At 47.7% G+C, this 13,791-nt stretch carries 11 protein-coding genes; all 11 read right to left on the minus strand.

The features are described 5' to 3' along the window. Positions 1-6: 6 nt before the first annotated feature. The 11 genes from TRQ7_RS03325 to TRQ7_RS03375 all read right to left on the minus strand — a co-directional run bounded on the left by TRQ7_RS03325 (position 7) and on the right by TRQ7_RS03375 (position 13,782). The gene (locus tag TRQ7_RS03325) at positions 7-1,803 is read right to left on the minus strand and encodes an ABC transporter ATP-binding protein (RefSeq protein WP_041844021.1); all 1,797 of its coding nucleotides are present in this window, start codon (positions 1,801-1,803) and stop codon (positions 7-9) included. Further along, complete coding sequence (locus TRQ7_RS03330) at positions 1,796-3,529, minus strand: ABC transporter ATP-binding protein (RefSeq protein WP_041844022.1); 1,734 nt, start codon at positions 3,527-3,529, stop codon at positions 1,796-1,798. Before TRQ7_RS03330 ends, TRQ7_RS03325 begins: the two co-directional genes overlap by 8 nt. Further along, on the minus strand, positions 3,526-3,978 hold the full coding sequence (locus TRQ7_RS03335) for a PadR family transcriptional regulator (RefSeq protein WP_038066589.1): 453 nt from the start codon (positions 3,976-3,978) through the stop codon (positions 3,526-3,528). The genes TRQ7_RS03330 and TRQ7_RS03335 overlap by 4 nt, the downstream gene beginning before the upstream one ends. Before the next feature lie 67 nt (positions 3,979-4,045). After that, positions 4,046-5,257 (minus strand): sn-glycerol-1-phosphate dehydrogenase, encoded by a 1,212-nt coding sequence (locus TRQ7_RS03340; protein ID WP_041844023.1) that lies wholly within the window; start codon positions 5,255-5,257, stop codon positions 4,046-4,048. A gap of 4 nt (positions 5,258-5,261) precedes the next feature. Next, a complete protein-coding gene (locus TRQ7_RS03345) occupies positions 5,262-6,782 on the minus strand; it encodes an FGGY-family carbohydrate kinase (protein ID WP_041844024.1) in 1,521 nt (506 codons plus the stop codon). Between the two features lie 11 nt (positions 6,783-6,793). After that, positions 6,794-7,432, minus strand: a complete 639-nt coding sequence (locus TRQ7_RS03350) for an L-ribulose-5-phosphate 4-epimerase (RefSeq protein WP_041844025.1) — start codon at positions 7,430-7,432, stop codon at positions 6,794-6,796. Positions 7,433-7,450: 18 nt separating this feature from the next. Next, on the minus strand, positions 7,451-8,938 hold the full coding sequence (locus TRQ7_RS03355) for a sugar ABC transporter ATP-binding protein (RefSeq protein ID WP_015919268.1): 1,488 nt from the start codon (positions 8,936-8,938) through the stop codon (positions 7,451-7,453). Continuing rightward, positions 8,935-9,876, minus strand: a complete 942-nt coding sequence (locus TRQ7_RS03360) for an ABC transporter permease (RefSeq protein ID WP_041844026.1) — start codon at positions 9,874-9,876, stop codon at positions 8,935-8,937. The genes TRQ7_RS03355 and TRQ7_RS03360 overlap by 4 nt, the downstream gene beginning before the upstream one ends. A gap of 86 nt (positions 9,877-9,962) precedes the next feature. Then, positions 9,963-11,021, minus strand: a complete 1,059-nt coding sequence (locus TRQ7_RS03365) for a sugar-binding protein (protein ID WP_041844027.1) — start codon at positions 11,019-11,021, stop codon at positions 9,963-9,965. 207 nt (positions 11,022-11,228) lie between these two features. After that, on the minus strand, positions 11,229-12,299 hold the full coding sequence (locus TRQ7_RS03370) for an aldose epimerase family protein (protein WP_041844028.1): 1,071 nt from the start codon (positions 12,297-12,299) through the stop codon (positions 11,229-11,231). A gap of 28 nt (positions 12,300-12,327) precedes the next feature. After that, positions 12,328-13,782, minus strand: a complete 1,455-nt coding sequence (locus tag TRQ7_RS03375) for an alpha-N-arabinofuranosidase (RefSeq protein WP_041844029.1) — start codon at positions 13,780-13,782, stop codon at positions 12,328-12,330. Positions 13,783-13,791: the final 9 nt, after the last annotated feature.

Genomic DNA, 13,791 nt, shown 5'->3' on the forward strand with positions numbered 1-13,791 from the left:
AGGGGCTCACTTTTTTTCCAGGATCATACCGTACTGACTCGTGAAGAGCTCGTAGTAGAAACCTCTGTTTTGCATCAACTCATCGTGTTTTCCCATCTCCACGATCTCACCGTCCTTCAGAACGATGATGAGATCCGCGTTTTTGATCGTGTTCAGTCTGTGGGCTATGATGATACTGGTCTTTCCTTCCATGAGTTTCCACATGGCCGACTGTATGCTCTTTTCTGTCTTCGTGTCGACGTTGCTCGTGGCCTCGTCCAGTATCAGAATCTTCGGGTTTGCAATGAAGACCCTGGTTATGGCAAGAAGTTGTCTCTGACCCTGACTCAGATCTTCGCCGTTGTCTGTGAGAATCGTGTCGTATCCCTCCGGAAGGTGCTTTATGAAGTGATCCGCATGTGTCAGTTTCGCCGCCTCTTTTATCTCCTCATCCGTTGCATCGGGATTGGCGTACCTCAGGTTCTCTTTCACGGTTGTTGAAAACAATATGGTATCCTGAAGAACGATTCCTATGTTAGATCTCAGAGAGCTCTTTTTTATCTTCCTTATGTCCACACCGTCGATGAGAATCTGTCCCTCATCCACTTCGTAGAATCTCATGAGAAGGTTCACTATGGTCGTCTTTCCAGAACCAGTGGGCCCCACCAGGGCGACTCTTTGACCGGGTTTTATGTGGAAGGTTATGTTCTTGAGAACTGGGGTTTTTTTGTCGTAGGAAAACCAGACGTTTCTGAACTCAATTTCTCCCCTCACATCTTTCAGTTCGATGGCTTCGGGATCATCTTTTTCTTCCTCGATATCGAGAATCTCGAATATTCTCTCTGCACTGGCGAGTGCCATCTGTATCATGTTGAACTGGTTCGAAAGTTCGTTCAGCGGTCTGGTGAACTGTCTGGAATACCCTATGAAGGTGGCAATTGTACCCACCGTGATCGTCCCTCTGAGAGCGAGCCATCCTCCAAAACCGCTGATCAGAGCAAACCCGAGGTTGTTGACCATGTTCATCAGAGGTGGCAGAATCCCCGAAAAAATCTGTGCTCTTGTTCCAACTTTTCTGAGAACTTCGTTCACGCGGTTGAACTTTTCTATTTCCTTTTCCTCACGGGTGAACAGTTTTATAACGGAAAGTCCGGAGATGTCCTCTTCTATTATCCCGTTGAGTTCGCCCAGGACCTTCTGGTTTTCGTAGAAGTACTTTCTTGTTCGGCTGGAGACAATCCTGGTGATCAGAACGGTCAGAGGAACGATGGAGAGTGTGACGAAAGAGAGGAGAACGTCGACCCTGAACATCATGATCACAACACCGATGAGGGTCACGATCCCAGAAAACACCTGGACAATGCTGTTTCCAAGGACATTGTTTATGTTGTCCACATCGTTTATGAGTCTGCTCATGATGTCTCCGTGGGGTGTTTTATCGAAAAAACCAACCGGTATTCTCTGGAGCTTCTCAAAGAGTTCCTTTCTCATGCGAAAGACGACATCCTGAGAAAGTTTCAGCATGAGTTTTCCCTGAAGCCAGAAGAGAAGAGAGGTGAGCACATAGATCGATCCAAGAACAAGCGCATACCTTGGAAGTCGATCGAACGCCCTTGGGACGAAGACCTCATCGATCGTTTTTCCTATTAGGTACGGCGAGAGTATCCCAAAAAAAGAAGATACCGTGACGAAGACAAAGACCAGTATCAGTGTGAGAACGTGTGGTCTCAGATAACCAAGAAATCTCTTCAAAGTGGCTTTTGGATTCTTCAATGTCGGCTTTTCCAGGACAGGACCGTGTGGTCGCCTTCTGAACTCAGGCATCGTTCACCACCCCGTTTCCAAACTGAGACTCGTATATCTCTTGATAAGGCCTGCAGTTCTTCAGGAGCTCTTCGTGAACGCCAAACCCGGCGATCTTTCCCTCGTGGAGAACCAGAATTCTGTCGGCAAGGAGCGCCGTCGGGATCTTCTGTGTGATGATGAACGTCGTGCATCCTTTTGTGTAGCGCTTTAAATCCTCCAGTATCCTCTTTTCCGTTATGGGATCGACGGAACTTGTGCAGTCATCCAGTATCAGAATCCTGGGTTTTTTCACGAGGGCCCGTGCTATGGAGAGCCTTTGTTTTTGGCCTCCCGAGAAGTTCCGCCCACCCCTTTCAACACGAGAATCGTAACCTTCGGGCAAACTGGCTATGAAATCGTGTATCTGGGCTATCTTCGCCGCTTCGATGATCTCTTCGTCTGTGGCATCTTCTCTGCCCCACTTCAGGTTCTCCTTCACGGTACCGGAGAACAGGATGGTCTCCTGAGGAACAACGGATATGTGTTTCCTCAGATCTTTCAACTTCACTATTTTCACATCCGTCTCATCAACCTTCACACGTCCACGATCCGGATCGATGAGCCTTGGTATGAGGTTCATGAGGGTGGTCTTTCCGGAACCCGTCTCCCCCAGAACGGCAATGACCTCTCCTGGTTCTACAGAGAAGTTCACATCACTGAGGACTGGCTCTGCCTCTTCGAAGTATCCGAACTCAACGTCTTCAAAAGAGACCTCCCCTTTCACACTGGAGAGAGCCAGAGCGCTTTCTGTCTCTTCGATTGCGGGTTTTTCGTTCAGCACCTCAAGAACCCTCTTTGCCGAAGCACCCGCCCTGACTATGAAATTGAGTATGTTTCCGATCATCATGAGGGAAAACATGATCTGCATGAGATAATTCGTGTACGCCATGATGCTTCCTATCTCCATCTGGTTGTTTTTGACCAAAATACCTCCAAACCAGAGAACACCGATCATTCCCATGTTCACTATGAAGATGAAAAGAGGCAGAGCAAAGACGATCAAAGAGAAAGCGTCGATGATAGATCTTCTCAGAGATTCGTTTGCCCTCCGGAAATTTTCATTTTCGTGTTCTTCTCTGCGGAATGCCCTGACCACCCTGATTCCCATGAGGTTTTCTCTCACAACCCTGTTCACTTCATCGGTGCTCTCCTGTATCTTTCGAAAGAGAGAACTTCCCTTTCTGGTGAGCCACACGAAAAGAAGTATTATGGGTGGTATCAAAAAGAGGAGGATGGAAGAAAGTCGGGCGTTGATGGACACCGCCATCGCTATTCCACCCACAAAGAGCAAGGGAGCCCTCACAACGATTCTGAGAAGCATCATCACCAGGTTTTGAAGCTGTGTAACGTCGTTGGTAAGGCGCGTGATCAGAGAAGATGTGTGGAATCTGTTCACGTTGGAGACAGAAAAGCTCATCACCTTCTTGAACAAATCTTTCCTCAAGTCGGCACCGAAGTTCTGACTGGCATAACTCGCAAAGATGGTGCAGCCAATTCCTCCAACCGCTCCTATCAGCGCCACCACAAACATCAGCGTTCCTGTCTTCAGAACCATAGAAAGATCTCCTCGGGCTATTCCCTCGTCGACGATGCGCGCCAGAAGCGTTGGCTGTGCAAGATCACATATCACTTCCACGACCATGAAAAGGGGTGCAAGAACGGCGAACAACCAGTAAGGCTTAAGATAGCCTACAAGCGTTCTCATTTTTCATTTTTCCCTCCATAAACGATGCTGTACACCTTCTTTTCGAACTCTTCTGTGATCTGTTTCAGTTTGCTTTTCTGGTCCGAACTCAGGTTCTTCACGTTCTTGAAGATCACATCCATCACATTCCTTATGGAAGATCCGCATATTTCAGAGAACATCCTGAACCTTTCGGCAAACTCCAGCGCTTCTTTTATCTCCTTTTCATGCTCTTTCAGAAACTTTCTTCCTTTCTCGCTCAAGCGGTAGATCTTCTTTTTTCCCTCTTCGTGCGTCTCTATGTACCTTTGTTTCCTGAGAGAGGAAAGAACGGGATACAGTGCACCGGGACTTGGCGGCTCTGCCCCCATGATCTGAGAGATCTTCTTCATTATGTGGTACCCATGAGATGGCTCCTGGGAGATGACATGAAGAACAAGAAACTTGAGGTGTCCTTTGATATCTCGCATGATTATCACCAGATATATCTTTAGATTATTCGTTCAACAGAAATTATAACCGATATCCAGGAACGTTTCAAAATATCTCTCTGGAGAAACTCTTCAAAAGTTTCATTTCGTCGAAAACATCCAGGATGGTGAACCTGTCTCTGATGGTGTTTGAGAGTCTCACGATCTTCGAGAGAAATTCTCTTCTGTACTTTCTGATCATCGAAGTCACATCTATCGTTTCAAGGGCTTTTTTGAGAAGCGGGAGAAATTCACTGTAGATATCCTCTAGTGCTTTTCTGATCTTTTCCAGATCGACTCTTTGAAATCTTTTCCCTTCGTAGGTCTTCAGAAATTCCATCACTTTCTTCTCATCGAAAAGCTCCAGAAGTTCTTTTCTTCTCTCGTCTATGGGGAAATCCTCCACGGGTAGGTTCTTTTCTTCCATCAACACCTCGTACGCCTTCATGGAAACAAAGACCCCTATCATAACGGTCAGACCATGGAACGGAGGGAGTTCCCCCCTTTCTTCATGGAACATCTCTATGAGATGAGATACCATGTGCTCGGCACCGGATGCTGGTCTTGAACTTCCCATGATCACCATGTTCAAACCAGAGACGAGTTGGGCATCCATGAGAGTCCTGACAGCGATCTTTTCTCTTTTCAGGATGTCTTCGGATCTCAGCAGGACTTCTTTCAGAAGGTCCTTTATATCATCCCAGACGAAATCGCAAATGTACTCGTTGTTTGTGATATGTGAAAGAATCCAGTCCATTCTCGCCGGGACCTTCGCGATGATGTCTCCGACACCTGCTCTCAGAAGATCGATCGGTGCATTTCTCAAGATATCAATGTCGATCAGGATCTTTCTTGGTGGTATCGCCTTGAACGTCTTTTTCACACCATCCACCAGAACGGGGGCAACGGTGGAAGTGTACGCATCGACGGAGGGAGCCGTGGGAACACACGAGAACTGTTTTCCGGAAAGGTACGCAGCGTACCTTGCTATGTCGGTGAGGCTGCCCGATCCGATCGAGACGATTTCCGGAAAGTCACCGGACTCTTCGATCACCCTATTCACGTTTTCCACGGTGGTGAGAGGCCTTTTCTCTGCAAAGACAAAAGACCGCCTCTCTGGCAGATTCACCAGAGAAGCGGTGTTCAGATCCGCTATGAAAAACGCTTCCGGGAAGATGTCCGGTGCGCTTTTTATGGACGACTCCACGATTTCTATGTCTGGAACCTCATGAATTCTTCCGCAGGTGCACTCAAAGGTCTTACCGAGAATGTCCTTCATTTTTTCACAGCCTCGCCATCAGATCTTTTGTTCTCTCGTAGAGCTCCCTGTATATCTCGTAGTACCTGTCGTATACCTTCTTGTTCTCTGGATCTGGCTCCACAGGATCTTTGTACTTCACCCACTCCTTTATCCTCTCTGGTTTGTCTATGACTCCTGTTCCTAGTCCTGCAAGGAAGGCATCTCCGTAGGGAGCCTCCACCAGACTCGCCACCTGTCTCATCTTGAAACCGGTGACGTCCGCAAATATTTTAACCCAGACGGAGGATTTCGAAACACCACCGACGATCCAGCACTCGTCGTTCAGTTTCAAACCAGCCTTCAGTCCCTCTTCCATGTTGTGTCTCAGAGCGTACGCTCCTCCTTCCATCAGCGCTCTGTAGAGGTGTGCTCTTTTGTGATACAGTGTGACTCCAAAGAACACACCCCTTGCGGTGGGATCCCAGATCGGCGACCTCTCTCCCATGAAGTAGGGAAGAACAACGATGCCCTCACTTCCAGCGGGAATATCTTTCACCTCTTTGTCGAAGAGCTGATACGGTGACATGCCCGTTCTTTCGCCGACAATCGTTTCACTTTCACCAAACTGCTCCTTGAACCATCTTGCAAGAGCTCCTGTTGTAGCGGATCCTCCAAACGTGTAGATTCTCTCGGTATCGTAGACCACGTACGGATAGTTCACAAGACCGAAGGCAAGTTTTGATCCATCGTGCACGGTCCCCCAGCAAGTCGATGTTCCCACCATTGCCACGTGTTCTCCTTCCTCGAGTGCACCGGCAGACAGCTGCGCCACAGGAGCGTCTATCCCTCCTGCAACCACAGGCGTTCCTTCAAGAAGACCACACAGCTCGGAGGCTTCCTTTGTCACCTTTCCAACCACGTCCGAAGATTTCACGATTCTTTCTGGTAAAAGCTCGATCGGAATGCCCAGTGTATCGCACATCTCCTTTGACCAGGTGAGTTTTCTGATGTCGAAGACGCCTCCGAGGTTTCCCGCAGAGGAGTAATCTATGACGAGCTCTCCTGTCATCTGATAGATCACATAATCTTTCGGGGTGATGAACTTGTGGATCTTCTTCCATATCTCAGGTTCGTTGTTTCTGATCCACATGATCTTGGTGAAACCAAAATAGGAGTCCACATAGTTTCCCGTGATCTCGAAGAGCTTTTCCCTGGGAACGTTCTGTTTCACCCACTCTGTTTCCTTCACCGCCCTTCTGTCCATCCAGATAAGACAGGGTCTCAGAGGTTGCATGTTCTTATCAACGGGTATTCCGGATCCCCCGTAGAGTCCACTTATTGCGATCCCGGCGATCTCCTTTTTTGGAACACCGGACTTTTCCACCACTTCCTTTACCGTTTCAAAAACCGCCTTCACCCACACATCTGGCCACTGCTCCGCCCAGTTTGGTCTTGGAGTGATCACCTCGTACTCCCTGAAAGCCTCTGCAAGCACCTCTCCCTTTTCGTTCACAATAACAGACTTTGTCCCCTGTGTTCCTATATCACTTCCGATGAGGTACATGCTCTCCCCCCTCACTTCTGACCGTATTTGGTGTGGTACTGGTTGTAAAGACGATCGACCTCTTCAGAAGGTAGAGGTTCTGGTTTTCCTGCAAGTGTTGCAAAGTATGCCGCTTTTGCAACTTCTTCCAGAAAGATGGCCTTCTTCACAGCGTCCTCTATGGAGGTTCCCACGACCATTACACCGTGTTTTCTGAGAAGAACAGCACCGGATTTTCCGATCACCTTCAAAACGGCTTTCCCTATCGCCTCAGATCCAACGGGAGCGTACTCCGTCAGAGGAATCTCCTCACCGAACACGTCCGCGTGTGCCGTGCAGAGGACGGGAATGGGTTTTTCAAGGATCGCCCACACCATGGCAAATGTGGAGTGGGTATGGATCACAGACTTTGCCCAGTCCAGGTGTCTGTACAGATACAGATGGGTGGCTGTGTCGACAGAAGGTTTTTTCTCGCCTTCTACCACGTTCCCCTCCAGATCCACCACAACGAAATCTTCCGGCTTCAAAACGGTGTAGGGAACGCCAGAGGGCTTTATTAAAACATGTTCTCCTATTCGCACACTCACGTTCCCGCTCGTGTAAGCAACAAGACCGTATTTCTCCAGTATCATGTGGGCATCGTAAAGATCTTTTCTTTCTTTTTCATACATGGTTTTTACCTCCTTTCTTCACCCACTCAAACCTGCTGCGAGTTTCATAACCTTTTCCTGAGAAGCCTCTTTGGCATCGATGATACCAGCGAGTTTTCCAAAGCTCATCACGGCTATTCTGTCACTCATTTGAAGAACCTCTGGAAGTTCTGAGGAGATCATGATGACTCCAACTCCCTCTTTTGCAAGATGCGACATGATCCTGTATATTTCTGCCTTTGCTCCAACGTCTATTCCCCGTGTTGGTTCATCCAGTATGAGAACCTTTGGTTTCAAAGCAAGCCATTTTGCCAGAACAACTTTCTGCTGGTTTCCTCCAGAAAGGTACAGAACTTTCCTGTCTGGATAGGGTGGCCTTATGTCGAACGTTTCTATCGCCCACTTTGCCAGTTCTTTTTCTTTTCTGAACGATATGAACGGTCCTTTCTTTATTCTGTCAAGGCTTGGAAGCGATACGTTGTGCATGATGCTCATGATGAGTATGAGCCCAAGTCTTTTTCTGTCCTCCGGTACAAGTCCCATACCATGTTCTATCGCATCCAGTGGATGGTTTATCTCAACTTTCTTTCCTTCTATGTATATCTCCCCACTTTTCTTCGGCCTGAAGCCAAATATCGTTTCCATCAACTCTGTCCTTCCTGCACCAACAAGTCCTGCAAATCCAAGGATTTCTCCTTTTCTCAAACTGAACGACACGTTCTCAAAGCCATCTCCAGAAAGGTTCTTCACTTCCAGTACCACTTCCCCGGGCTCGTGTTCTTCTTTTATGTAGAATTTCTCCAGTTTTCTTCCCACCATCATCTCCACGATCTTTTCTTTCGTCAGGTTCTCTATCCTGTCTGTTCCTATGTACTCTCCATCCCTCAGAACGCTCACCCTGTCACATATCTCGAAGATCTCCTCCAGTCTGTGAGATATGAAGAGTATCGCAACTCCCTTCTCCTTGAGTTTCTTCACCACCTCGAAGAGTTTCTCTGTCTCTTTCTGTGTGAGGGATGATGTGGGCTCGTCCAGTATGAGTACTTTCGCCTTCTTGTAAACTGCCCTCGCTATCTCCACCATCTGCTGGATCGCTATGGAGTATCTCCCCAGTTTCTCCTCAGGATCTATCTCTATGCCAAATTCTTCTCTCATGAATCTTTCCGTCTCCCTGTACATTTTCTTGTAGTCTACAAATATCCCTCTCTTCTCTTCATCTCCCATGAACATGTTCTCCGCCACGGACAGATTGTCCATTACCGACAACTCCTGAAACACCGTCACTATCCCCGCTTTTATCGCTTCACTCGGATGACTCCACCTCACACTTCTGCCGTCGTATATGATCTCCCCTTCATCGGGTTCATACACCCCTGCTATGATCTTCATCAACGTACTCTTTCCCGCTCCGTTCTCTCCTACTATCGCATGTACCTCCCCCGGATAAAATTCTATACTCACTCCCTTGAGTGCATGTACCCCGGGGAATCTTTTGTGTATCCCCCTTACCTCGAGTATGGGCTTCATCTCTCTTTCGCCCTCCTGATCTGGTCTATCGCTATCGCTATGATGATCACTATCCCTATCACTACTTGCTGCCAGAACGACGATACACCAAGCAGTATCATCCCGTTCCTCAATACCCCCATTATCACCGCTCCCAAAAACGCCCCCAGTATCGTCCCTTCACCACCAGACAAACTCGTTCCTCCTATCACCGTCGCCGCTATCACGTCAAGTTCGTATCCCTGACCCGCATTGGGCTGTGCCACACCAAGCCATGCCGTCAATAGAAAACCTGCAAATGCCGCCAAAAAGCCGTTTATCGTGTACACCATGATCAGTATCCTGTCCGTCTTGATCCCAACCAGCCTGGACGCCTCTTCGTTCCCACCTATCGCATAGATCCTCCGCCCCGTCACGGTGTACTTCAAAAATATGTGGCTGATCACACCTATCACTGCCATGTAGATCACCGGAACCGGTACGGGCCCTACCATCCCCTGACCGTGTACCGTGAAACTCTCAGGAAACGGTGATATGGGCCAGCCACCACTCAACACGTATGCAAGACCCCTTCCTACACTGAGCATACCAAGTGTGCTGATGAACGGTGCAAGTTTTGCCTTTGTGATCAAAAAACCGTTTGCAAGCCCAAATCCAACACCAACTAAAAGCCCCAAAACTACACTCCAGAAGGGTGATAACCCTCTTTCATTCATCAAAAGCCCCATCACCACGCTTGCTACACCCAGTACCGACCCAACCGAAAGATCTATCCCGGCTGTGATGATCACCATCGTCATCCCAAACGACATGATCGCTATGAACGATACGTTCAGTATTACCGTGAATATGTTCTCTACCGTCAAAAACTCTTCCGTCGTTATCCCCAAAAATATCACGATCGCTATCAGTATCAAAAATATTCCCGCTTCCTTAGCCCTGAACAACCTCTTCCACAACTCAACCACGCCTCCCCTGTCTTTGTTCTTTAATGAAGGGGGGTCTAACCCCCCCTTCTTCGATTTCTTCTTAGACGTCAGGAATTTCAACGTTTGGAATATATCTTAGATGCATACTCGTAATATTCGTCAATATTTTCGCTTGTGACAATGTCGACTCCTGTATCAATACGGTAATCGTGATCACTTTCCTTGGATATTTTGTAATCTGGTTTTCCATATTCCGCTACTATCTTTTCAAGATTTGCAAGAGTCTTTTCTACACCGTCTTTTGCCATGTAGTAGAGCACCACGGTGGATAGGTATCCCATATCATATGGTCTTTGTCCGACAAGACCTTTTATCACACCGGCTTTAACCAGATCAAGCTCTGGTGTTAAAGTGTCAAAGGCAACTATCAGAAGTTCCTTTGCTTTTTCTGGACCACCAAGTGCTGAAACGATAGTGGTCGCCGGTGCGACGAGGGAAGCATTTGAAGCAAACCATCCATCAAGATCCGTGTATTTCCTGGAAACATCTCTTAAAATCTGTATCGCTTTAGCAGCATCATCATTACATGGGAATGGGTCAGCCACATAAACGATCTCTCTTCCACTCTGTTTGGAGTATTCTTCAAGAGCGTCCTTGAATCCTTTGATTCTCTCATTCAGGTTGAGGGCTGCAAGACCACCGGTGAGTATGGCAAGTTTTATGGTCTTTTTCTCAGGTTTGTACTTTTCGATGAGTTGCGCCATCAACTTTCCAGCCTCGTATCCTGCGTTGTAGTTGTTGGTTCCTATGTACACGTACCTTCCACTGTCCGGTGAGTCGGAGTCAAACATGACCACCGGGATTCCCTTATCTAGAGCTCTTTTAACCACTACTTTTATCGCTTCTGGGTCGTTTGGAGAGATACCTATTCCGTCGACACCTTTCACGATGTAACTCAGGATCTTCTCTGCCTGTTTTGCAGCGTCTGCTTCAACAGGTGCATCAAAAACTGCCTTGATTCCCAGTTTCTCTGCTGCGTCTTTCATTCCGTTTTCAACTGCGAACCAGTACGGGTTGTTGAGGGATTTGGGGGCAAGAAGAATGCTGATGTCCTCTGCAAAGACGAACACGGAGAGTACAAGAATCAGCCCAAGAAAAACCAGTCCCTTCTTCATAAGAACACCTCCTACTCCGATGTCTTAATGGTAATAAAAGGTACGTACATTGATGAGTATATACTACCATACTTTGAAAAATCAAGGACCGATTTCAGCTGTTTTATATCAAATTCACGAAATACAGGGAATTATTTCTGAATATCGACAAAATTCTCAATCTTATTGCTTTTTACAACATCTTACAACATCAAACCAAAGAAGATCTCAATTTTCAACCTCAAATTTATAGACAGTAACCTGCCTGTACTCTTCTCCAGGCCTCAGGATGGTATCTGGAAAGTTCGGATGATTCGGAGAATCAGGAAAGTGCTGAGTCTCAAGGCACAGACCGGAATAGGAACCGTAGTATCTTCCACATTTTCCTTTTACGTCAAGGAAGTTCCCCGTGTAGAGTTGAAGACCAGGTTCCGTTGTGTACACCTTCATGACGCGGCCGGATTTTCTGTCCTTCAAAACGGCCGCTAGTTTCAACTCTCCATCTTTGCCGTTCAGAACGTAGTTTATGTCAAATCCTCTGACTGGTGTGTCTTTCAGCGGTTCGATCGCATCTTTCAGTCTTCTGAAAGACCTCAGATCGTACGGTGTCCCTTCGACCGGTGTGATCTCTCCCGTGGGTATGAGATTTTCATCAACGGGGGTGTAGTGATCGGCGTTTATCATGAGTTCGTGGTCCAGAATCGTTCCTTCGCCAGAGAGATTGAAGTAAGAGTGGTGTGTGAGGTTCACAATGGTGGGTTTGTCCGTTGTGGCATGGTATTCTATCCTCAACTCGTTTTCGTTCGTGAGAGTGTAGATAACGGTGAGATCCAGGTTCCCAGGGTAGCCCTCCTCACCATCGTGACTGAGATACTTCAGAACGAGAGAAGGCCCATCGGGTGTCTTCATGGGAATTGCTTTGAAGACCCTCGTGTAGAACCCCCTCACGCCACCGTGGAGGGCGTTCGGCCTGTCTCCATCGTTCAGTGCGAGTTGATACGTGACCCCGTCGATTTCGAACCTTCCACTGGCTATCCTGTTTGCATACCTTCCCACGATTGCCCCAAAGAAGAAATTGGAATTCTTCTCCTCGTACTCCTGAAAGGTATCGAACCCCAGCACAACATCAGAAAGGGTGCCAGATTTATCTGGCACCCACAGCTCTCTCACTATCGCACCATAGGTGATGATCTTCACCATCGCACCGTTTCTGTTTATGAGTGTGTACTGATGAACGGGTATTCCCTCAGATGTTGTCCCGAAGAACTCCTTCTCGATATGGCACATCAGATAGTCCATTGCCTTCTCCCCCTGAAAGCAGATTTCTCTACTCCAATTCTATCTCAATCACACTGCAGGAGAAAGGTTTAAAAGTATGTTCAAATTCGGTGTCAACCGTGATGGTCTCAGAGGTGATGTCAACGACGTTTGGATTCTCCATGGTGTTTCTTGCGTTCACATCTGGTCCTGTGAGCGTGTAAACTGTGGCTTTTTTCTGTCCCAGACCTTCCACTCTGATAGGAACTTTCAGGGCATCTTCCTTCCTGTAATTTACAACGGCTATGAAGAGTTTTTTACCGTCTTCCGAGACGGAGGCAGCCGCATCCAGGAAGGGAACGTTTTCAACGGAGAAGGGCATCTTGTTGATGAACATGACTCCCTCTACACTGTATGTCTCCGATTCAACGTGGGTCTTGACGAGTTTTTCTCCGGAATGATTCACGATGAGTTCGAAGGCCTTGTAGACAGGTGTGAGAATGAGACCGTCTTTTTCCGTGTGTATGGCACCGAGGGCGTTCACAAGCTGTGCGAGGTTGGCAAGCGGTACGATGTCACTCATCTTCTGAAGGAGTACGAGTACCCCGCACGCGAAGATACCGTCCTTGAGATCGTAAGGTTCTTCGAGTTTGTTGTCGGAAACTCTGTACCACACGTTCCACTCGTCCAGGGCAATCTTCACACCTCTCTTTCTTGCGACCTCCACCGTGTCGATGAGTTTCTTCACTCCGATGAGTCTTTCTTTGAGGAGATAAACCGTAGAGACCGTTTCGTAGTAGTCGTCAGATCCCGTGTAGAAGTGATAGGATATGTAATCTATCACATCACCTGCTTCCTGGAGAACCTTCAAGTTCCAGATGGGATCATCACAGCCGACGGCGATTGCTTTGATGGTCGGATCGAAAACCTTCATCCATTTTGTGTATTCTTTGGCAGCCCTTGCGTATTCGTCTGCCGTCATGTGGCCTATCTGCCACTCGCCCCACATCTCGTTTCCTATTCCCCAGAACTTCACGTTGTAGGGTTCTGAATGTCCGTATTTTCTTCTGAGTTGAGCGTAGTAGGTGTTTCCTTTCCCGTTGCAGTATTCAAGCCAGTGAAGGGCCTCATCGAGCGTTCCCGTGCCCATGTTGATACAGATGTAGGGTTCTGCTCCTATCTCCCGACAGTATTCGATGAATTCGTCCGTTCCAAACCTGTTCGGTTCTTCCTGCTGCCACGCTAGGTCGAACCTGACGGGTCTTTGATCCTTGGGACCGATACCATCCTCCCAGTGGTAGTTCGATGCAAAGTTTCCACCCGGCCATCTCAGATTCGGAACCTTTATCCTCTTCACCGCTTCCAGCACATCCTTCCTGAAACCCCTCTCATCCGAAAGCGGTGAACCTTCTTCGTAGATTCCTCCGTAGATACATCTTCCCAGATGTTCCGTGAAATGACCGTAGATGTGTCTGCTGATCGGCTTAACGATCTTTTTTGGATCAACAACGATCCTGTAGGCCATACACCTTTC

This window comes from Thermotoga sp. RQ7 (assembly GCF_000832145.1).
In the GTDB taxonomy this organism is placed as follows: Bacteria; Thermotogota; Thermotogae; order Thermotogales; family Thermotogaceae; genus Thermotoga; species Thermotoga neapolitana.

Coding starts and splice junctions, on each gene's coding strand:
- TRQ7_RS03335 (WP_038066589.1), bottom strand. CDS start 3,978: ATGCGAGATATCAAAGGACACCTCAAGTTTCTTGTTCTTCATGTCATC.
- TRQ7_RS03355 (WP_015919268.1), bottom strand. CDS start 8,938: ATGAAGCCCATACTCGAGGTAAGGGGGATACACAAAAGATTCCCCGGG.
- TRQ7_RS03375 (WP_041844029.1), bottom strand. CDS start 13,782: ATGGCCTACAGGATCGTTGTTGATCCAAAAAAGATCGTTAAGCCGATC.
- TRQ7_RS03340 (WP_041844023.1), bottom strand. CDS start 5,257: ATGAAGGACATTCTCGGTAAGACCTTTGAGTGCACCTGCGGAAGAATT.
- TRQ7_RS03365 (WP_041844027.1), bottom strand. CDS start 11,021: ATGAAGAAGGGACTGGTTTTTCTTGGGCTGATTCTTGTACTCTCCGTG.
- TRQ7_RS03330 (WP_041844022.1), bottom strand. CDS start 3,529: ATGAGAACGCTTGTAGGCTATCTTAAGCCTTACTGGTTGTTCGCCGTT.
- TRQ7_RS03345 (WP_041844024.1), bottom strand. CDS start 6,782: ATGTACCTCATCGGAAGTGATATAGGAACACAGGGGACAAAGTCTGTT.
- TRQ7_RS03325 (WP_041844021.1), bottom strand. CDS start 1,803: ATGCCTGAGTTCAGAAGGCGACCACACGGTCCTGTCCTGGAAAAGCCG.
- TRQ7_RS03370 (WP_041844028.1), bottom strand. CDS start 12,299: ATGGACTATCTGATGTGCCATATCGAGAAGGAGTTCTTCGGGACAACA.
- TRQ7_RS03350 (WP_041844025.1), bottom strand. CDS start 7,432: ATGTATGAAAAAGAAAGAAAAGATCTTTACGATGCCCACATGATACTG.